The organism is Granulicella sp. S156, from assembly GCF_009766105.1.
Taxonomy (GTDB): Bacteria; Acidobacteriota; Terriglobia; order Terriglobales; family Acidobacteriaceae; genus Granulicella.
Window position 1 is genome coordinate 181777 of the sequence record NZ_LMUH01000018.1, and the last position, 21645, is coordinate 203421.

The 21645-nt window shown below is 55.2% G+C and carries 14 protein-coding genes; 5 read left to right on the forward strand and 9 right to left on the reverse strand.

Annotated features, from left to right (window positions below; all coding sequences use genetic code 11):
- Positions 1-210: 210 nt before the first annotated feature.
- Positions 211-3609, reverse strand: a complete 3399-nt coding sequence (locus GSQ91_RS14530; protein ID WP_158822487.1) for a glycoside hydrolase family 6 protein — start codon at positions 3607-3609, stop codon at positions 211-213.
- Between the two features lie 493 nt (positions 3610-4102).
- Positions 4103-4372 (reverse strand): hypothetical protein, encoded by a 270-nt coding sequence (locus GSQ91_RS25930; RefSeq protein WP_254064597.1) that lies wholly within the window; start codon positions 4370-4372, stop codon positions 4103-4105.
- Between GSQ91_RS25930 and GSQ91_RS26255 the strand changes: the two genes are divergently transcribed.
- Together GSQ91_RS26255 and GSQ91_RS14540 are read left to right on the forward strand one after the other, a co-directional pair.
- Positions 4268-4525 carry a helix-turn-helix transcriptional regulator gene (locus GSQ91_RS26255; RefSeq protein ID WP_371417116.1) on the forward strand — a complete coding sequence of 86 codons (258 nt, stop codon included), beginning with the start codon at positions 4268-4270 and terminating at the stop codon, positions 4523-4525. The two genes, GSQ91_RS25930 and GSQ91_RS26255, sit on opposite strands and share 105 nt — an antisense overlap.
- 86 nt (positions 4526-4611) lie before the next feature.
- Positions 4612-5040 carry a DUF6640 family protein gene (locus GSQ91_RS14540; protein WP_158822489.1) on the forward strand — a complete coding sequence of 143 codons (429 nt, stop codon included), beginning with the start codon at positions 4612-4614 and terminating at the stop codon, positions 5038-5040.
- 414 nt (positions 5041-5454) lie between these two features.
- On the opposite strand, the gene GSQ91_RS14545 is transcribed toward GSQ91_RS14540, so the two are convergent.
- The 4 genes from GSQ91_RS14545 to GSQ91_RS14560 all read right to left on the reverse strand — a co-directional run bounded on the left by GSQ91_RS14545 (position 5455) and on the right by GSQ91_RS14560 (position 12627).
- Entirely contained in the window at positions 5455-6264 is an 810-nt protein-coding gene (locus tag GSQ91_RS14545) for a glycoside hydrolase (protein WP_158822490.1), read from the reverse strand.
- 158 nt (positions 6265-6422) lie between these two features.
- Positions 6423-7559, reverse strand: coding sequence for an endo-1,4-beta-xylanase (locus GSQ91_RS14550; protein WP_158822491.1), 1137 nt, complete (start codon positions 7557-7559; stop codon positions 6423-6425).
- 16 nt (positions 7560-7575) lie between these two features.
- The gene (locus GSQ91_RS14555; RefSeq protein ID WP_158822492.1) at positions 7576-9081 is read right to left on the reverse strand and encodes a hypothetical protein; all 1506 of its coding nucleotides are present in this window, start codon (positions 9079-9081) and stop codon (positions 7576-7578) included.
- 54 nt (positions 9082-9135) lie between these two features.
- Entirely contained in the window at positions 9136-12627 is a 3492-nt protein-coding gene (locus tag GSQ91_RS14560) for a TonB-dependent receptor (RefSeq protein WP_158822493.1), read from the reverse strand.
- 413 nt (positions 12628-13040) lie between these two features.
- Here GSQ91_RS14560 and GSQ91_RS14565 point away from each other — a divergent pair, with 413 nt between their 5' ends.
- On the forward strand, positions 13041-14294 hold the full coding sequence (locus GSQ91_RS14565) for a hypothetical protein (protein WP_158822494.1): 1254 nt from the start codon (positions 13041-13043) through the stop codon (positions 14292-14294).
- 349 nt (positions 14295-14643) lie between these two features.
- On the opposite strand, the gene GSQ91_RS14570 is transcribed toward GSQ91_RS14565, so the two are convergent.
- Together GSQ91_RS14570 and GSQ91_RS14575 are read right to left on the reverse strand one after the other, a co-directional pair.
- Positions 14644-15276, reverse strand: coding sequence for a bifunctional 2-polyprenyl-6-hydroxyphenol methylase/3-demethylubiquinol 3-O-methyltransferase UbiG (locus tag GSQ91_RS14570; protein WP_158822495.1), 633 nt, complete (start codon positions 15274-15276; stop codon positions 14644-14646).
- Positions 15277-15371: 95 nt separating this feature from the next.
- Entirely contained in the window at positions 15372-16556 is a 1185-nt protein-coding gene (locus GSQ91_RS14575; protein ID WP_158822496.1) for an NAD(P)/FAD-dependent oxidoreductase, read from the reverse strand.
- A gap of 48 nt (positions 16557-16604) precedes the next feature.
- Between GSQ91_RS14575 and GSQ91_RS14580 the strand changes: the two genes are divergently transcribed.
- Positions 16605-17042 (forward strand): MarR family winged helix-turn-helix transcriptional regulator, encoded by a 438-nt coding sequence (locus tag GSQ91_RS14580; RefSeq protein WP_158822497.1) that lies wholly within the window; start codon positions 16605-16607, stop codon positions 17040-17042.
- A 202-nt stretch (positions 17043-17244) separates the two neighbouring features.
- On the opposite strand, the gene GSQ91_RS14585 is transcribed toward GSQ91_RS14580, so the two are convergent.
- Entirely contained in the window at positions 17245-18939 is a 1695-nt protein-coding gene (locus tag GSQ91_RS14585; RefSeq protein ID WP_158822498.1) for a type II secretion system protein GspD, read from the reverse strand.
- A 973-nt stretch (positions 18940-19912) separates the two neighbouring features.
- On the opposite strand from GSQ91_RS14585, the gene GSQ91_RS14590 reads away from it, so the two are divergent.
- Positions 19913-21645 (forward strand): SLBB domain-containing protein (locus tag GSQ91_RS14590; RefSeq protein ID WP_216845255.1); only part of this gene is annotated, 1733 nt, incomplete at its 3' end.

The following is a 21645-nucleotide window of genomic DNA, read 5'->3' on the forward strand; positions in this document are numbered from 1 at the left end:
GCGTATCGGCCGTGTCGTGCGTGTCAAAGCCTGACAGCCGTGACTTTCTGCTGAAAGTGCTCTACCCGATTTTTTGTACGAGCTAGCTTGTTTGTTTAGCGCAGCGAGTTTTGCTACGGCAGAACTGGGCCCTTTAGTACGGCGTAGCGCCAGCCCGTCCAACTGGTACGGGCTGGCCAGATGTTGTGAGACAAAACGGCAAGTCCAAGGTCAGATTACTTGACCATATACTTCGAATTCCCACAGCGAATACCCGTATTGCGTGGCGCGTTGTGTCCCACACATACGGACATAGCGACCGTTTATTGGGGAGAAGACCAAATTCTCAGACCCTCCCGAGCCATTGGTTTGGGTGAAGACAGTGGTCCAGTTCAGCCCATCGGATGAAACCTGGATCTGGTAGACAACCCCGAACGCGCGCTCCCAGCGCAAAACTACCTGTCCGATCGTCTGCACAGAGCCAAGATCGATCTGAATCCAGGAAGGATCGACAAAAGCCGACGACCACCGCGTGGTGAGATCACCATCCACAGCGTTGGATGCGCTAAGCCCTCCAGACTCGTTGCCACTTGAGGTCGCAGATTGGCCGAGAGCCAAGTTTGATCCGCCTGGAAGGGGGCCTGTGCCATATCCCGATATCGCAGTATCGCTGCCGTTGGTGTTGTCCGTTCCAGTGACGGAGACAGTGAGGAAGGCCGTAGTCGAACTGGCGACGCCGGCACCATTGCTGACGGTGACGCTAAACTCCTCGCCATTGTCGGCCGCAGCTAGTACAGGTGTGGTGAAGAAGGCAGAAGTAGCGCCAGAAATGGCTACCCCGTTTTCGAACCACTGGTAGGTGAACGGAGGTGTGCCTGTGAAGGTGACCGTGAAGGTGGCTGCCGTTCCGATAGCCACAGATTGACTTGTAGGCTGAGTCGTAAACGCAGGAGCGGATGACCCGCTGGCGTTCACCGTGAGAATAGCTGCGACCGAAGTAGTGCTTCCAGTCGCGTTGCTGACTGTGACGCTGTATTGTTCCCCATTGTCCGAGGTAGCCAGTACAGGCGTGGTGAAGATCGCCGAGGTCGCCCCCGAGATGGCGAGACCGTTCTCAAGCCACTGGTAGTTGAAAGGAGCTGTACCAGCTTGACTGACAGTAAACGTGGCGGTCGCTCCGACTGCCACCGATTGGCTGCTGGGCGGAATGGTGATCACTGGAGCCGACGACTCACCGGCAACGGCGGGGTTCACGGTAAGCGAAGCCACAGTCGAATTGGCCGTACCCAACGCATTGCTCACAGTAACGTCGAACTGGTCTCCGTTGTCCGTAGCGGCCAGCACAGACGTAGTGAAGATGGCGTTGGTAGCGCCTGGAATGGCGACGCCGTTTTCAAACCATTGGTAAGTGAAGGGTGCAGTCCCCGAGGCAGTGACCGAGAAGATCGCTGTGGAACTGACAGTTGAGGTCATGCTGCCCGGCTGAATGTCGATTGTGGGGGCGGTCGGTGTAGAGGCAGCGGTTGCACCGGGGCCGTATACCTCGAACTCCCACAGTGAATAGCCGTATTGCGTAGCACGCTGCGTTCCATACATGCGAACATAGCGTCCACTTATCGGAGAGAAAACCAGATTTTCAGTACCGCCTGAACCGTTCGTTTGTGTGAATACAGTGGTCCAGTTCACCGCATCGGATGAAACCTGAATCTGGTAGACAATGCCGAAGGCGCGTTCCCAGCGCAAGACAACCTGTCCTATCGATTGGACAGAACCGAGATCGACCTGAACCCAAGAAGGATCTATAAACGCCGAGGACCACCGCGTGGTGAGGTTAGCATCCACAGCGTTGGAAACGCCAAGCCACCCGGCCTGGTTGCTGCTTGATGTGGCAGTCTGGCCAATAACAAGGTTCGCTCCTGCCGGGACGGGACCCGAACCATAGCCTGGTATCGCGGTGTCGCTGACGTTGGTGTTATTGACTGCAGGGGCAGAGACCGTGAGTGTCGCCATCGTCGAGATGGTGATGCCGGCCGCATTAGTCACCGCGACACTATATTGTTCTCCGTTGTCGGTAACGGCAAGCACGGGGGTGGTAAAGGACGCGGAGGTGGCGCCCTGAATGGCAACGCCATTTTCAAACCACTGATAGGCTAACGGAGAGCTGCCCGTAGCCGTGGCTACGAAGGTAGCCGTTGTTCCGAGAGCCACGGATTCGCTCGTGGGCTGCGTGGTAATTGCAGGAGTGTTCGTCCCTGCGGGAACGATTCCAGTGATTGCAGGATTCGCGCGTTGAACAAGGTCGAGCGCCTCGTTCGAGAACCAAACCCCTGCTGTGGGATCATAAGTACTCCAGAGCGGATCGAAGGTGGCCTGCAGAGTGGTGGTGGGCCATCCGGTTGGTTGGTAGTCGGCATAGTCCCATGCGCGTGCGCCGCCGGCCGAATCGCAAGTGCCATCGGACAGGCCGGGCGTTTTGACCCAGAGGTAGGCGTCGAGTAGTGGTGTGCCGGTGTTCACCGTTGGGAGGACGCCAAGTCCGCGTGCGGGCGGATTACACCAATCTCCACCGTCCAGGGTGGTGATCACGGAAGCGGGCTGGTTATAGGGAGAATTTGCGTAGCTGGAGGCGTCAAAGGGGCCTAATCCGTTGCGGCTGGTATCGATGACGAAGTGGGTCGTCGGGACTGCGGTACCCAAATTGTTTTCGAACCACTCGTCGGTGTAGCTCCAGGTGGTGATGTCGTCAGGATTCACCGTGCCGTATTGCGAGTAATACTGACTAGCGCAGTAGGAGTAATGGCCGAGGCGCCAGCCGCCGTTAGCCGAATTCGTGCCAAAGGCGATGCATTCGGAAATCCAGGTGTCATATTTGGATTCATAGGTGGAGAGGTGGAAGTTCGAAACATTCGAGAAGTATCCTTGGGCCTGTTGGACGCCGGCGGTTATCAATCGCTGGGTTATGACGGGGACGGCCTGCCAGTGGCTGTTGCCAGCATCAATGTAGACGCTGGCTTGGGGCTGCTGTTCGAGTTGAGTGATGGCATAGTTGATCTGGGAATACCGGTTAGTCACGGCAGTGGGAATATCAACCACGGTAGGGTCATATCCACAGTCGCTCGGCAGAAGGGCAAGGGAGTCTGGCTCCACAAGGACGACGACTTGCTCGTTGCCGATCGCGCCAGCTATAGCGTTGATCCAAGCCTCGTAATCGGGGGTATTCTGGGCCCCGCCGGCAGAATAGCTACCGCAGTCACGGCCAGGAATGTTGTACAGGACAAAGACGGGGACTGCAGTTTGGGCGTTGGCTGCGAGAAGAGTCTGGGTAACGATGGCGGCGGTTTCGCTGGGAGTCTTGCTGGCAAGCCACACGGACTGTGGGGTAAACTCCATCGCGTTGATCAGAAGAGCGTTGCTGGACTGACCACTCTGGAGCAGACCGACCTCCTGCTGGACAGCACCTGCCTGGGGCTGTGGGACGAACAAGAGGGTGGAGGTGGAGATGGTTCTGTCTGTTGATGTCTGCGCATTCGCGAATTTGCCTGGAGTGATGCTTGACAGCAGGGCCACTACCGCGACGAGACTGGTGAGGACACGTCGAATGGATGGGTAGTTCGATGAGATTTCCGGCATTGTGTGCCTCCTAAAATCTGTTCCGTTCTTTGCATATGGGCCACACGCTGGCCGTTGTGAAAGCCGGGATGTTTGTTGCTGCGGAAGTTCTTGCAGTTATCGCTAGATGCAGCGATCAGCTCGTTTCTCTCTGAGAGGTTCTTTGCAACGGGCGATTCAGTGGAGCGTTTTTGGAAGACCGAAAATAGCTCAACCGATCAGCGCCGAGAACTCTAATCATCGAAGTTGTCCATGCGAAGCGTATTGAACGGTATAAACGTGAGTTGGCGGAAACCGATTTCGTCAATCAACTCATCTGGAAAGACTTCTGAAGCGTCCGATTGGATCAAAGGGCCTGTACTGTACAGTCCTTGAGGGTAGGAGGCTTCATCTAGTTTGGAGAGCTCGGGCCGTCACGCCCAATAAATCCTCGGATGGTGACGTAACGGACCACTCTTAGGCGTCGTAGAGATTCACGCCAGAAAGAGAGGAGCTGTTCGCCATCGCACTTCTCCTAAAATGATCGCTCGTCACCTTCATCGCGACGAGCGTACTCCTTCGCGCGGGCTCTATCCGTCCCAAGCAGATCGTCGAACCATTCTTTCGGCTGCGACGCTTTTGCGCGCGCATGGAGGAGCGGATTCGCGATTGCTCGAAACCGGCTCCGAAACTCGATGAGTTGGCTGCCGGAGCTGGTTTCAGCCTGCATCACTTTATCAAGGCTTTTCGGCGAGCAGCGGGGCAAATGCCCCACGCACACCTTCTCGGTCTCCGTCTTGCGCATGCGCTGGACCTGATGCTTGGCCGCAATGTCAGAGTCGATCAGGCCTCGGAGGAGACTGGTTTCTCGTCACCTTCACATTTCGTCAGTGTTTTTCGAAAGCATCTCGGAGTAACTCCTGGCGCCGTCCGGGATGCGGCGCTCTTGCGGAACTAACGCCGCACGGACGGTGCACAAAAATCGCTATTTCTTGATACCGGTAAGACGACTCAAGCCCATACCCTCTGTGGAAGAGGTGCTTTATGGTTATCGCAAAGTGGATCGTCGCTTTCGTCGCGCTATACGGCTTCGGCGGATTTGTCGCGGACGCCATTGCTCCATCGGTATCGAAGCAACACCTTTGGAATCCAAGATGGCCGCCCCACGCCAAGTTTCATAATGGGCGGACAATGACGATGGGTATTCTGGGCGGCTTTCTCTCTTTGTTCATCTTGTTCTACTTCCGTCCGCTCACGCTTCCGCTCCTGCTCATCGCAGCAGCCGTTGCAGGAATGTATTGGGTCTCGATGGTGTTCTCGCCGTTCTTTCCCGGGACTGCTTGGTTCGACCCGGAATTTCAGCACGAAACGAAGCGCCCGCTTGGATTCAGTCCGCAACAGCTCCTGACGTATATGCTTTGCCTACTTCTGATCGTTGCGGTCGTTATTGCCGTTCGTTCGACGGGCGGGTGACAAGTCCCGCTATATCGGCATCCGAGACCGGTTTCATCCTCAGCACTCGTTTTGCTACTTGTCTCTTGTCCACCAAACGGGGGCAACGGTATATGTATCAGATGTATTTTCTCCAGAAATCGTCCTAGTTCTGGTGCGAACTCCTGGGCAATATTTTGGGCGGCCATGCCTCCGAAAACTATTACTGATCTCTGTCCCGAGTGGGTTACATCGACAAAACCGGATGGGAGGTATGCATTTCCAATAAAACCACTGGCAGCAGCGCCTGTGAAGTTCGAGATGGCAACTGTGCTGTGGACGTTCAAAGAAAACACGGATAGCGAACATGCCGAGTCACTGATTGAGTGCTGACAGGTTCGGTGAGCCGCAGAAGGACAAAACACTCGTTGAGCGCGGGGCATGAAGTGTCGAATCTCAATTGGCCGCTGCGGTGAAGCCCGAAACCGTGATGGACCCATTGGCGCTGTTGCTCTGAGTGATCTCAGCGCCGAATTGGATGCCAAGTTCATACCAGCTACTGTCCAGCCACGCGTTCGTGTAGCTCAGATAGTAGACAAACGGTTGAAGGTTGCTGGTGAAGCTTGTCACTTGTGTATCTCGCACAAAGCTATAGACAGGCCAGCCAACATTTCCCGACCAAACGTCCCATGTTCCGCTCACTCCGGCCAAGCTGATTCCGGAAGCGATCTTCGTACCGGCGGGTTGATTTCCCGAGTAGCTGAGCCACACCATCATCTCCTCCGACGGAGAGGTTGGGTTACCACTGGGACTGAAGAAAAGATCGTAGGCGCAATCGTACTTATTGTCTCCAGTCATAGCGAATGTGACGCTAGTCGGCATCGATCCCTGCGCTGAAATCTGCTGGGGAAAACCGCCGGCACTGGGGGACCAACTGCCCCCGTCCTGCCATCCCCGATAGATGCTGGGGTACGCCTTGATCGCACCGGTCCCTGTAGACCAGAACCAGGTGGAACTCCAACTATTTATTGTTGGGCTGGAGTTGCCGGAGCATATTTCCTGCCATCCGCCTGGATCGCCGGCCAGGCCCCATTCGTCGTTTTGCAGAGTGTAGTATCCCTGAGACAGGTTGCTGTATTGCCCGTCGAGACACGTCTGAGCACGGACCGCCGAGGTGCAAGAGACAACAGCCACAAGAATGACCGACAAGACCAGGGCTGATCCAAACTTAGTCCCGAACGTGAAGCGAAGATATTTTTCTCTCATACTTCTCTCTTTCTTACCTGTTGGGTTGTCAATGCGGCGCCGCTTTTGGTGTAACCGGGTTAGGCGCAATCTGGAGAGCGCGCAAGCGCGTAGCGATTCCCCCGGAGAAAGCTGTCTCCAAGCGCGTGAATTTGACACGCCGATGCAATCTGCACGGGCTAGTTGAGTCGCAGCGGCGCACGTTGAAAACTCCGGGCAGCTGAAATGGCATCGGGCTTCGGAGATCCGCCTGGCGCAAACAGCAGGGGTCGCTCCGCGTTTGGACCGGTTGTCGCCACTGCTCCTGTAACTTTCGCGATGTCCCATGCTCCCCACGTGATGACGACAGAGACCGAGGCCGTTGCAAGGACAAGGTCCAGATATCGTTTGTAAACGTCGGCGATCGCCTCGTCCCGCGCGCCTCCCTCTACCGTAAGGTGACTGTCGTCCACATCCAATTCGGTGACAAAAACTTCCAAGCCGAGATCGCGCACCTCCGCTATGAATTTTGGCAAGTCAGCGCCGAAGCTCTCTCCCGTGCCTGCTCGCAGATGAGACTGAAGACCCAGCGCATGGATCGGCACGCCTCGTCGCTTAAGATCTCGCAGCATTGTGAGTACAGCTTTTCGTTTGGCAGTGTCAGACTGATTCTCGTATTCCAGACCAAAATCGTTGTAGGTGAGGATCGCGGACGGATCGGCCTGCTTCGCAGCATCGAATGCAATATCTACATAAACTGGTCCAAGCAGACCATACCAGAAAGAGTTTCTCCAGCCGTCGGGCAGACCGTCCTTTAGCTGTATCGCTTCGTTCACTACGTCCCAAGAGTGCAGTCTTCCCTTGTAGCGACCGGCTACCGTGGCGATGTGCTGTCGCAGCACGGCTTCCGCACTGCCCTTGGTCACATCGCGAGTCACCCAGGGCGGCAACGCACGATGCCAGCAAAACGCATGGCCCCGCACCTTCATCGAGTGTTGCCCCGCGAACGCCACAATCGCGTCGGCCTGCGTGAACGAGTAGCGATCAGGTTCTGGATGCACTGCTTCCCATTTCATGGCATTTTCGGGCGTAACGATGGTGCACTCGCGTGCGACCAGGGCATCATAGTCCGCGTTGGTGGAAAGCAGACTGTAGTTCAGGGCAAAGCCGAACGCTATGTTCTTCTCTTTGGCCAGGTGGCCGAGCGGTGTCCAGTTCAATGTGTGCTCGTCTCCACCGAGCGCAAGGAGTGGGGAAGGCAGGGTAGATCCAAGAAGTCCAGCGCCTGCATGCAGCAGAAAATTTCGCCGATCGAGGGTGGGCTGAGGAATGAACATCGTGTCTCCGGTCGTGCTACATAACAGGATTGTTGGCTATAGTCGGGATTGTGACGAGGGCGGCACTGTAGGGACCAAGCTGTAACGTTGCGCTGTTCTTCCGAAGTCGCAGCAACTCAGTCGCAGCCGGCCGAAATCGTCCATCCGGCGTGATGGTTGCATTCGCGAGTGTTACCCCACTGGTGCTCGAAACGGAGGGTGCCTCTAGCCGCCACACACTTCCGCTTGTAACCGGCTGCGGAGTCGGGACAAGAATCTGGCATGCGAGCGCTTGGGAATCACGGTTGATTACAACGACCTGATATGCATGATCTGTTCGCACAGCGTAGGCCGCTAAATTCTTATCTGCGTGTTCGACATCTGTACGAAGAAGAGTGCTGTCGAGGAGTGGTTTGAGCAGAAGCATGCCGTAATAGATAGGGCGGGCGGTGTAGCCTTCGCTCATAGAGCCTGCTATCGGCGTATAGAGTCCATTCCCTCCGCCATGTAGATTGACGCCCGTCGCACCGGCCTGAGCGACAGTCAGCATGAAATCGACAACCCAGAGAGCTGCGGCGAATGTATCGCTGACTCCGGCCTTCCCGGCGGCATAGCAAGTGTTTCCCTCCGCCATCCGGTATGGGATACCACTTCGTTTTGATACCGCGATTGCCTGCATCACGTAGGACTGGAGACGTTCCCCTGGATAAAGCAGGTAATCGATCGTCATGCGCGGATCGCTAGGCGGACCCTCGGCGTAGAAATGACTAGTTTCGAGGACAGTCTTGTGGCCTACGTCTTCGGCGAATTGTGCATTCCACTTTGGATTGGAGGTGTCAGGACCGGCGATCGGCACGTCGGGAAGCTTGGCGCGAATTGCTGCGTAGAACTCGTTCCACCTCGTGATGAACTCCTCGTAAGTCCATTTCTGGTTGTGATTGTCAGAGTGCTTGAAGAGATCAGGCTCGTTCCCAAACTGCAGGGCGATGAGTCGATCGCCAACGGCCTTCACAACATATTCCGCTTCCTCTACAACGGAGTCCACTTTGCCCCGGGCAAGATTCAGACCGTAGATCAGTCGCCAGCCTGTGGCATCTAGAAAGCCCACAAGGTTATCGATGGAGCGAGGAGTGACAGGAAAAACCCGATCCGATCCGTTTCCTGGGTCGGGGCCTTCCGTCTCGCCCAGTGCAACAACGGCCGAACTCATCGGGTCCCATACGGTGTACTCACTCATGTTCCCGCCAAGCCGAAGAACGCCACGATCCCCTAAAGTGCGGAAGAACTGGACCAGATCGTGATTGTCGGCCTTGAAGAATTCGGGGTGAGAGAGCTGCGAGGATTCGTAGCTTAGGCCGGTGAAATCATCGGGGAGTCGCGTCACCTCCTCAGAAGTCACGCGAATGGTTGGGATCGGGCTCTTGGCAAAGAGGATGCCTGGCGATGCAAGCGCCATACCGGCACCTAACATTTGTTTTACGGCTGTTCGGCGACTCGGCGTGCCGCACATCGTGATCGTTGGCTTCAATGATTTTCCCGTCAACACTATCTCCTGTTTGGATGAACTTGCTCTGAGTATTTGTTGGAGGCTGCGCGGCTAGAACGTGAACCGTGCTAGCGCCTGCAGTCTGCGATTCGGACGCGCGCCTGTAATTTGGCCGAAGCTCGAACTGTTCGTGAAACTAGCCGCTGTACCCACCGCAGTGACCGAAAGCGCCGTATTGGGCGGAGAGAGGTTCGTGTGATTGATGACATTGAAGGCGTCCATGCGGAGCTGGAACTTGAGCGCTTTGTAGAGCGTGAAGGACCTTGAAACAGTTGCGTCGAATTCAACCTCTCCTGGAGCACGGATCGAGTCGCGTGGAACATCGCCCAGACCTGTCTCGACGATGCGGGTCCGAACCCCGCTGATGGTGGAGTAGATGGGGCCGGAAGGCGTGAGGGGAAACGCGGTAGTGTCCGTGACCGGGCTGTCCAGATATTGAAGAGCAGAGCCATTCACGGTTGGGTGGGTCAGCTTCAGATGCGTGCTGTCTCCGTTAGGCCGTTGCTGCGAGACGTTTGGAATTTCATTGCTCTGCGTGATGTTCAACGGCAGACCGGTATGGCCGTAAAAGATGGGAGAGATCACGATGCTGTGCAGCCACTTGGGACCTGGGGTTGTGTATACCAGGGCGATGTTCAGAACATGCTTTGTATCGAAGTTGCTGACCGCATAGTCCTGCTCGCGCAGCGACGGAACCGCGGCGTATTGGGCGTTTGCAGTTCCGTTCGGAACTCCATTGGCGAAGATACTGCTGCCATCATCGAGGCTTTTGGAAAACGTGTAGTTCGAAAGCACCGCAAGCTGGGTGTTGAACTGACGCCTCAACGTCACCTGAAGACCGTTGTAATTCGCGCTGCCCACATTATCAGTGACAGTAAAACTGCCTAGCGTCGGGAACGGCTTGGCGTTTTGCGAAGCCGATGTTGTGTTCGCCTGGGTGACCGCATCGGACTGCGACAACGGCACGATGTTCACCGGTATTACATACGGAAGGTGAAGAGCGTGGTTGCCGACATAGTTGACCTCCAGAGTCAGAGCGAGCGGAAGTCTCCTCTGTATGCCGAAATTCCACTGCTGGACCAGGGACAGCGGGCTCTGTTTATCGAATGAAACGCCTGAAATCGTGAAAGGGTTTTTAGCTGATGCGCCTACTAGCGCAGCGAATGGATTGCTTAGATCACGAACTGCGTTGAGAGGAAAACCCTGGGAGAGCGAAAACGGCTGAGGGATTGCTGTGCCTGGGCTGTTATAGGTGTCCACCACGTCATATCCGGGAAAGGCGACCTGTCCGCCCAGATTCTGAAACAAGGTCCCGTAAAAGGTGCCGAACGCGGCGCGGATGACGGTCTTGTCGTCAATACTGAAGGCCAGTCCGACGCGCGGCGAAATATCGGCCTTGGGTGTCACGATGTCCAACGATGGGGACGCATTGATGCCTGCGGCGAGCAACCCGCCTGTATTCGGGTCAAAGCGGGTGTAGATGTTGTTCGCGACCGTCATCGGGGACTCGTACTCATAGCGCAGCCCCGCGTTGATCGTTAGCCTGGGAGTGGCCTTCCAATCGTCCTGGGCAAATACACCAACGTTGAAGTTGCGCCGACCAGTCTCGGGCATTGGCAACTGATAGTTGCCGGTCGTGATCTTGCCCAGAAGGAAATCGGCAAGGCCCGTGTTGGCATTGCCCGTGGTGCCGTGATTTGTCAGAGTTCCGCTGAAGGCGAGGGTTCCTTCCGGATTACCGGATGGATTGAACGAGTTGAACTGATTTCGGCGCAGCGACACGCCGAACTTGAAGGTATGCGGCCCCACTGTCTTTGTAATGGAGCCGAAAGGCGTGAATGTGTTGGTGATGTTGAGTTGATCTGTGTTTTCATCCGATCCGATGTTGCTGAAACCCGGAGACGTCAACTCGGGCATCTGATCCAACGGCAACGAAGCAATGCCCGTCTGCTGGGAGGCATTCATGCCTGCACCCGGCGGGTTTCGGATGACCACATTCCGGAAGTAGCCCATGTTCAGATCCATCACCAAGGAGGGACTCCAGACACGGGTGTATTCGATAGAAGGCAACCAGGCATTGGTGCACGTGCAATCGTAGGTTGAGTTGAGCAGCGGGCTGCTGTAATAGATCGGGTTCGGTGCCGACTGATTGTAGCGGTAGAGGTTCAGACTGACGCGGTCACTAGCCGTAATCTCCTGGTCGAGGCGAACCACCAGGCGAAGGGTGTCGCTCACCGGCGCCTGTTGTGAGGTCCAGTTCCCGGTGTAGCGGTTGTCCGCGGCATCATACGTTCCAGTCGTGTTCGGTAGAGGTAAGAGAGCCAGGATCTTGGCTGCCGCAGGATCGATCGGACCAACCTGATCATTGGTAAACGCTGGAGAAGATACCCCGGTTGCCTGGTAAATCTGCTGTGCCTTACGGGCCTTGCCGGTCGCGTCCGTCGTGGCGAGTGCGTTCGAGAGATCGCCAGTACGCTGGGCGGTCGTAGGAACCGTCAGACTCAGCAACGTTGGGGTATTGGTGATGGTGTAGTCGTAGTTGACGAAGAAGAAGGTTTTGTTATGCCCATCGTAGACGTGCGGAATCCACACCGGACCGCCGAGGGAGCCGCCTGCCTGGAAGAATCGATCGCGGCCGCGGGGAGTCACCTGGCCCGTCGAGGAGTTGACAGTTAGCTTGTTGAAGTAAGAGTTGGCATTGAGGGCCTCATTTTGAATGAGGAAGTAAGCATTGCCGTGATAGACATTAGTGCCCGAGATAGTGTTCACCGTCACCACACCACCTGAGGTGCGACCATATTCTGCCGGGGCATTCGAGGTGAAGATGCGGATTTGGTCGATACCGTCCGGCGATGGAAGGGTGACTGGCGCACCTGTAGACGCGATGATGGTCGAAACACCGTTCAGCAGTATCTCCGAGTTGAGAGAACGGCTGCCATTGAAGGAGAGCGCCGAACTCGACGGTGTGTCGGCCGAACCACCGTGGGTGACGCCAGGGACCAACGCGAAAAGATACTCCGGGGTGCGACCGATAAGCGGAATGTTCTGGATGTCTTCGGGCGAGATCGCGGTCGAGATATCCGACGTGCTACGGTCCAACTGTTCGCCCTTAGCTTGGACGGTGACGACTTCGGAGGCCTCTCCAATCTGCATATTGACGTTCACCGCAGCAACCTGAGCAACGCTCGCGACCAAATTGTCGATGACCGCCTCCTTGAGTCCGTTGGCGGTCACGGTGATCTTGTAGGTTCCCGGGATGACTTGTGGAGCGACAAAGGCGCCTGCCGAGTCCGTAGGACCACGAAACGCGATGACTCCGGTGTTCTTGTTCACGATGACGACGGCAGCGTTCGGAACCAATGCTCCCGATGGGTCCAATACCTGGCCCCGGATCGTCGCATTCGTGTTCTGTGCCAAGGCAATTCCGGTACCGGTAAGGAAGCCGGTCACGAACCAGAGACTTCCAATCAGCACCATTGCAACTGCATGCAACTTGAGCGGGCCACGAGCCTGCCGCAGTAAACTCCAAACGATTTCTCTCACAAAAAGCCTCCAAGGGTGCCAGCGCGCTTCACACATGCCAGCGGTTCTATTCGTTCGCTCTTAGCTCAGGCCGGTGCCTTTCGCTGAAGCGTTTCGGTTTGGTTAAGCAACGCGACACACTCTACGCGTTGGAAATAACGACGCGAAGCGTGCGTTACAGTACGTACCCCGCCAGCCCCCCTCAACTCCCAGCAAGCTGCTCATTCTCAAAGACTTTTTGCGGCGACGAGTGGGTGGCAAGGGCCTGTATAATACGTCCTTCAAGCGCTGAAACGCAGAGTTCGTTCCAGTGCATTGATAGTTCAGGCCATGACAGTGTCGACTGACTGCGTGCTTGATATCCATATGTCGGATACAAGGTAAGCAGCTTCAACATAAGCTGAATGATTCTGGGGAGCAGGAGGATAGCGGCGATGATGGCGGTCGAGTTGGAACAGATCAGTACGAAGGACCGGCACGATATCGACCGGCAGGTGGAGCGCATCTTGCAACACCCGCTCTTCCACCAGAGCAAGCGTCTTCCCATCTTTCTGCGCTACATCGTCGACACTTCCCTCAACCAGGGCGGTCAGGGATCGACGAAGGAGCGAACTGTCGGAATTGAGGTCTTCGGTCGCAAGCCGGACTATGACAACAATTCGGACCCAATCGTTCGTGTCACCGCAACCGAGTTACGCAAGAAACTGGCCCAGTACTATTACGAGGATGGTCACAGCGACGAGATTCGCATTGAATTGCCGCCCGGTTCCTACCTGCCCAGATTCCGCAGGTCGCTGAAGGAGGATGCTGAGGTAGCTGATCAAGCCCAGAGTTTAGAGTCAGCACTACCCGAGATCGTCGTCACCACGGAGGAGATACCACTTGACGCTGTTGTGGAGAACACGCCGGAGCCCCAGGCACCCTCCAGCCGCCGAGCCATGCCTTGGCCCTTGATTGCTGGGGTGCTTTGCGCTCTTTTGGTCGTGGCAGCCGGCTTCTTGATACAGCGAATCTGGAAGCAGCCACGCTCTCCTTTAGATAAGTTCTGGTCGCAGCTCGCGGTCAATTCCGAACGAGTCTTTATTGTGATGCCCGTCATTGGGAGCGACAATATCAAGGAAGCCGAGACCCAACGACGGAGTGTTTCGGTTTCTCCCAACCTCTCTCTTGAAGATACCGACATCGCCGCTCGTGTCGCCGGCCAACTTGAAAGACACGAAGGGCACTTTCAATTTGTCTCCTCTTCCGAAGTAGCCTTGGATCGATTGCAGACGGAACCGTCGGTACTCATCGGGGCGCTCGACAATGCCTGGACTATGCGTCTCACCCGGGATCTCCCATTCGTCTTCGACGAGGCGCCCGACCATCGCACCGGGCGCATTATCGACACCAGCTCCGGAGGCACTAAGAGCTGGACAGTGGATATCGATATGCCCAATAAGCGCATCTCCCGTGACTATGGAATTGTGGCTCGTTATACGAGCCGGTTGACGGGAGAGCCGGTCGTTGTCGTGGCCGGTATTTCCTCGCAGGGAACACAGGCTGCGGGCAAGTTACTGACTTCCCCCGAATTTGAATCGATTCGCACGATCTCTGAAAAGGGGAAGAATTTCGAGGTGGTCATTGAAACCGAGGCGATCGACGGTCATGGCGCCCCACCTCAGATAGTCGCTAGTAAGACGTGGTAGCCGTGCATATTCATCGAAGACGATTGTTGACATACATCTCAATACCAGCCGACTCATCAGCGCGCAAATCACAGGGTGTCAGAGTCCTTACACCGACCCTCTCCAGGGGTTGGGGAGGCAGCTTTTCGGTCGAAGCAAATACCCAAGTGGTCGCGTTCTACGAGCACTGGGGCTTCGAGGTGACTCCACGAGTTGTTATGGGCAAGTGGTTAAGGTGAAGAACGCGGCGGTTCGTCGCTGCTTGGGGCCACGGTGCAGGAATTCGCTCAATCAATTTCTATGAGCGGTGCGAGCTGAGTATTTCCGGATGACGGGTAACTTCCTGCTTTCCTAACGATCTATAAGGAGACTAAGCATGATGGATCTCAGCAAACCAGAAGTATGACTTCAACGTCATCTCATCGGAGATCCACAGATCAATCCCTCTTTCCTCCAGCACTTTTATGTCCCATCCGTTCGCTGAGAAGGCGGCCCGAATCTGATCTTCGTGCAGATCTGGTGAATGTTCAGTCGGGTCCGTAACTTTCTTCGGGTTGCTCGCGCTGAATGCTCGTAGATATATGATCGCGCCAGGTCGACACATGCGGTGCAGAGTTGCGGCGTAAGAGGCACGGTCGTTATCGTCGTAGAGCGAATGGAAGCATCCGATGTCGACGACGGTATCAAAGTAATGGTCGTAGCCGGGAAGCTCGAACAGGTTGGCTTGCAAGAATTGAGCTGTGTTTCCTTTCTCAGCGGCCCTTAGCTTAGCCCGTTCTATCGCCTTGGTAGATATGTCGATCCCAAGTACGTTGTATCCGAGATCGGCTAAGTAGATTGAGGTCCGACCAGGGCCGGAGCCCGCATCAAGGACATCGCCCTTGATTTTATGAACCTTCTCAAGAGTGGCGATCCATTCGTCCGGCTTCTCGCTGTCAAAGGGAGTCGTCGTGCTTTCGTATTCGTTCTCCCAGTATCTCTGTAGCTGTGCGACTTTGTTCATTGAAAACCTCTTCCAGAAAGCTCTTTTTTTAAACTTTTATAGAACGACTACGAGAGCGCATCTCGAAGCCGGTAGTTAGGATTCGATCCCAATCTTCACGCTTGGGCCCTGACCTTTGCATCAATGTGCTCTGCGAAGAATTCGATGAGGCGGGGTATCGCGACCGGAGAGTGGAATGCATAGGTCTGATCCAAAGTCATGTGAGTGCTCGCAAGTGCTCTCTTTCGCATCTGCGACTCGTAAGAGGCGATTGCTGATTGAACGTTGGGATAATCGTTGCTGAGAAGGCATTCCGCAAGTTCTAACGCGTCGAGCATCGCCATGTTGACGCCCTCGCCCGCGTAAGGAGGCATGACGTGGGCGGCGTCCCCGATCATCGTCATGTTGGGTAATGCTTCCCAGCTCCTCCCCATAGGGAAAAAATATTGCGGCCTCGGGGTAATGTTTGGTTCGGCGTTCTCAAACAGGGCGTCCCACAATACGCTCCAGCCCGAGAACTCGCTCTTGAACCAGTTCAGAACTTCAGTCCTATTGGAGAAATCAATGTTGGAGTCTCGGAACCAAAGCTCGTCTGTTCTGTGTCCGGTATAGAAGGCTAAACTGCCGTCTCCCTTCGAGACGACGAATAAGCTCTTTGAATTACCCAAGGCACAGATTTTTCCATTGTCCACGAGTTTGTGAATCTCCGGCGTGGCCTTAGCCGAGTGGTAGACATTTCCTTCGACAATCGTGATTCCTGAATAGATTGGTCCAATGGTGGTGATGTAGGGACGAATTCGCGAGTTTGCTCCGTCCGCCGCGATCACGATATCCGCCAGCGCGCTCTCCCCATTGGAAAAGCTTAGATCGATAGAGCCATCTACTGTAGCCAGAGAGGTGAACTGTCGGTTCCACACGATTGTGTCCGGCCTCAAAGAGTTGATCAAAAGGTCTCGTAGGGGACCTCGGTCGATCTCGGGACGCTCAGGCCCATGGTCTCCGCTCACAAAGTTATTCAAGATGATTGTGCCGTCCTGATCGACGACCATTAACTTGTCAGCGTCGGGACGATAGTTTGCTTCGAATGCATTCATAAGGTCTGCCTTGCGAAGAGCCTTTAGTCCGGCGTCGTCATGCAAATCCAACGTGGCCCCTTGAGCTCGGGATAATTGCCCGCCATCCCTTTCATAGACGACGACGTTGGCTCCATTCATTTGTAGGAGCCTTGCTAGGGTGAGTCCCCCAGGGCCGGCTCCGATAATGGCGATCTTTCTTGTTGTGGGCATGGGAACTATCTCCATTACATCGGTACCAATATAGTTTCATCGGTACCGATGTAAAATGCAAGCATGATCTCTCACGCTCCTCAACGCATTGGTTTTTTAGTGAACCGCGCTGCTCGCCTGCTCTCACGGCGCGCCGAGAAGCGTCTGAGCAAACTAGGCCTTGCTGTGGCGCAAGTTCCGGTACTATTTGCGCTTAGGGAAGGCACCGCTGTATGTCAGAGAGACCTTGCGGCGATCGGCCAGATTGAACAACCCGCGATGGCGGAGCTGCTTAGCCGTATGGAGCGCGATGGTTACATTGAGCGTTCGCCTGATCCAAATGATGGCAGAAGCAGTCTGATTGCTCTTACGGACTCCGCCAAGCGAAAGCTCGCCCCGGCCCGAGCAGCCCTCGCAATCGGTCATCAGGAAACTCTTGCTGGGTTTGCTGATGAGGAGATTGCAATGTTTGCGGCATTTCTTCAACGAGCCGTCTCGAACCTGGAGAGTCCCGACATTTAGATTGAACTTGAGATCGCTACCGGCGTTTGGGTGTGAAAATTATTTTTAGAGGGCAGCTTACCTAAGGGGTGATCGGGCACGATAGGGCTGCAAAGCCGCCGCCGTTTCTGAATAGATATTCACGCACAGCGATGCCCACGACCGTAGCCGGTCTTCCTCGCTCGGCTAACATCACCAGTTATCTATCAGGTTGACTCTCCGATCAGTTTCCCGGTTCCTCCCCCCGATTGGGCACGGTCATTCGGCGGCTATTCAAATGTATTGAACCAGGCCGAACGATGTGCGGTGTGATCGTGAGGAGCAACTCCGTCGAAGTACCGTTGGTGTTTCGGTCGGTGCCCTGGAAGCCGGGCAGGTCGTTCAGGTCGGGAACGCCGTCGAGCATCCTAGCCTCGCTCTTGCTGACCACTGATGCGAGCATCGTCGTTTCACCTGCTGGGACGGTGATGGTGGAGGCTAGAGCGTGACTGTTCAAAATTGGAATGCTATTGATACTGCCGCCAGCCAACGCCGCGATCTTCAGATCCAACGCCAGCTGTATTTCGTCGTCCCGCATGACTTGTGGCGTTATCTTCAGCGTGATGCCGAGGTCCTCATATTGGATATTGGGCGTGGTGACCGGTGCGCCACCATTCTGGGCGATGACTGCACTGCTGACCCCTAGGGCGGCGGCTTGGGATGCCTGTGAACTGGTTGTGGTGTAGGTCGAGGTGATGATCGGGTATCGTGTGCCTGAGCGAAAGGTTGCTGTCTGATGATTGCTGGCACGAATCTGTATTGCGTCCAGCGTGCGCGCTTCCGAGGTGTTGAGGAGCAGGTTGAAAGTGGCGCCCGATGCCACGGATACCCCGGCAAGCGGACCCCCCCCGAAACTACCAAAGACCCCTAGCAGACTTGTGAATTGGCTAGTGCCGGGAACGCCCGCGGCTATAAGAAACCCCAATTCATTCAACTCGTTCGTAGATGCATTCCCTGTGAGCGTAAGGTATCCGCTGGCGATCGCTTGATTCAGTAGCGCCTGGTTCGAATTGATAAGGGTCTGTCCCGTCGAGGCAAGGCTGAAGGCAGAAGCCGAACTGGGCGGTGTCAGGCCGATGTCGCGTGCACTGCTCTTGTCGATTTCATAAAGCTTCACTTCAATTAGTACCTCGGATCCACGGTCCATCATGTCGGCATACGTGGCGTTGACAAGCCGCAAGATGTCTTCTTCGCCGCGTAACACCATGGAGCCGGAATGGGCATTGGCAGTCACTTGCTTTATCCCGAAAATATTTCGGGCCACACTAGCGAGATCGAGCATTTGATCCTGGCTCAATCCGGGCATATAGATTGTCTCTTCTACCAATGGCATCAGTGCGTCGCGGTTCTCCTTGGTATCCTTCGCGATGAGCGCCGTTTTGGTCTCTATTGGCACAAAGAGAAGTCTGTTCATCTCTGCGAGGATGCGAGTGGCATCGTTGAAATCGACATCGTCCACGTCAAATCGGATCGCCGTTCCGATAGAGACGGAGGGATCGAATATCACCGCGATACCAAAGGAACCGTAGATGCTGCGAACGATGTCCTGCACGTTACCGCGTAGGTGGAAGCTGTGTACACCCGTGCTCGGCTCGAATTCGATTGGGCCGGCCAAGGTAAAGGAGATGCTGTGTGCCGTGAGCTTGTCCGGTCTTTGGCGTGTTTCATTCTGCTCGGAGTGCTCCATCACGGCGGGGTTGGTCGGATCAAGAGTGCGGGCCTCGGACAGCAGATCCTTGGCGTGATCGAGGGCCCCGACCAGTCGGGCTTCCTCGGCCTCGTGAATAAGCTGAGTGACGCGCTCCTCTTGGGTGAAGTGCAAAGCGAGTTCGTAGTCATGGTCTCCGGGATCCAGTTGCGCTGCGCTGGGCGGCGTCAAGTTCGTTATGGGCGAATTGCTTTGCTCCTTCTAGGTAAAGATCATTTGCTTTTCGGACTAGCTTGGCCGAGAGAAGAGGGCTGTTGGTCGGCGCATCAATTTTCCTCACCGGCGAAGCGGCCACGGGGGCTGTGCCAACGCTGGCGCTGGGCAGACTACCGGGAGAATCCTTCTGAGTAAGCGCGGCTGGAGTCTGGCACTGGGAGGCGAATGACAGTGCCAGCGCCGCGGAACAGGCGACTCTCATAGTCCAGAAGTGTGACTGGCGAGACCTTGTTCGAAGTCCGACCGAAGAACGTGAGCGACACATGATATGGATATTAGACGAACGACATCCATACCGGTATGCATGTTGCTATAATGAAACCGAGAGTTCTTTTTTCGAATGTACCTCCGTCTTATTGGATCTACGCCCTTAGTGACGAATCGCTCGCCAATCCCGCGAACTCGGGCGGAAAGAACCAGCGCGTTGAGCGACGATCCAGCGCTAGATATACATCGAACAAAATACTCAATGCTCTCTGGGTCGCAGAGTTAGAAAACGAGAATCATGGGCAATCGAAAAGAGACAAGAGTTCCTAGCTGTGCCCCAAATGGGCTTCTAAAGCAGGTTTTTGCATACCAACCTGAACTCCGCCTTTGGATGATTGCCGTTGCGGCAATCGTATTGTGTCTGAGCTCTGCCGCGGGACAGTCTTATTCGCCTTCGCCGCCTAGCAGCGATTGTTCTGATCCCAGCGCGAACTGCCAGAGTCAGAGCCAGTCTCAGACTCAAGGTCAGAATCAGAGAATACCGTCAACGGATCTCCAGCAATTGCGCAGTCCGCAGACGCCTGATAGCACAAGTCGTGATGTATATGTGGACCGCGCCGGTTTCCCAGATAGGAATACGCCTGAACAGCCGCAACAGAGTCTTCAGCGTCCAGAACCGCCTTCGGACTTTCAGAATCTGACGCAGCAGTCGACGGGCGAAATGCTTCCAATCTTTGGTCGCGACCTTTTTCGAAGTGCGCCCTCGACCTTCGCACCCGAGGATCAAGTTCCCGCATCGGCCGATTATGTGCTGGGGCCGGGCGATGAGGTAATCGTGAGGATGTGGGGCCACGACACCTTAAATGCAAGGTTGACTGTAGATCGTTCGGGTTCCATCTACATCCCTCATGTCGGGGGTGTGGACGTGGCTGGGTTGCGCTTTGGCGATTTGGAGGACCACCTTCGCCAGGAATTGAGCCGCGCATACCGGAATTTTGAACTGTCGGTGAATCTGGGCAAGCTGCGCTCTATCCAAGTCTTTGTTTTGGGCGAGGCGAATTCGCCGGGTAGCTACATGGTCAGTTCGCTCTCCACTGTCTTCAACGCGCTTTTAGCCGCAGGCGGACCAACGCCGCAGGGATCCATGCGGTATGTGCAGCTTCGACGAGAAACACAGACCGTCGCGACTCTCGATCTGTACGACTTCATCCTCAAAGGCGACAGATCCAAAGATCTCGTTCTTCAAGCGGGCGACATCATCTACATACCATTTGTTGGCGGGCAGGTGGCAGTGAGTGGCAGCGTCAGACATCCTGCAATTTACGAGATTCTGCCGAGTTCGAATGTTGACGAAGTGCTAAAACAGGCCGGGGGCCTGAGTTCTACTGCGGGCAACACTCGGATTTCGATCGAACGCGTCGAAGAGCACCACGAGCGGCTCGCGATGAACATCGAACTCAATGCCGCAGGATTCGCCACAAACCTCATCGATGGTGACGTACTGCATGTCAATCCCATTCTCGATGGATACAAGAACACCGTGACGATCCGTGGCAACCTTGCAAACCCGGGCCGATTTCCATGGCACGCAGGAATCAAGCTCAGCGAAATCATTCCGGACCGTGAATCGCTGTTGACGAAAGACTACTGGCGCCAGAGAAATCGCCTTGGTCTTCCCACTCCGCTTTTTGAGCCAAGCATTAGCCAGGAGACCTACTTAAGTAGGCAAACTCCGAATCAGGGTCTTGACCGTAATCGTCTGGAGGAACGCGAACAATTGAATTGGAACTCCTCCAATGGAGGAGAAGGCAATACCGACAGTTCCTTGTCGCCGTCTCCTCGGGCGACCACGCGTGACTACACAGGTCAATTGGACGATAGGTCTCTCGATGAAGAAGACGCGCAGAATCAATATCAAAATCAATATTCAGCTCAGCCAGATTATTCAACTCAGCGAAATTATTCGGAGCAGAATAGAAGGCCAGAATTGGAGCAAAGCTCCCTGGCTGAACAACAGGCGAGGTCCACGCAAAACCTCGAGCCTAATGGACGATACAAGACAGAGATCAAAGTAGAGATTCCTGAGATTGACTGGTCCTATGCAGTCATTCAACGGATGGACGCGAAGACTTTACGCAACTCTCTTGTTCCCTTTGACTTGGCGAAGCTTGTGAATGGCCACGATCCAAGCCAAGATATCTCGCTTCAGCCTGGAGATATCATCACAATCTTGTCGCAAAACGATATTCTTGTTCGACAGGATGAGAAGACAAAGTATGTCCGACTCGAAGGGGAGTTTGTAAACTCCGGCGTCTACAGTGTGGAGCTTGGCGAAACTCTAGCGGATGTCGTCAGGCGGGCTGGCGGACTGACGGATAAAGCCTATCTTTACGGTGCTTCATTTACACGTGAAACAGCGCGCGTGCTTCAGCAGCAAAGATTAAATGAATATAT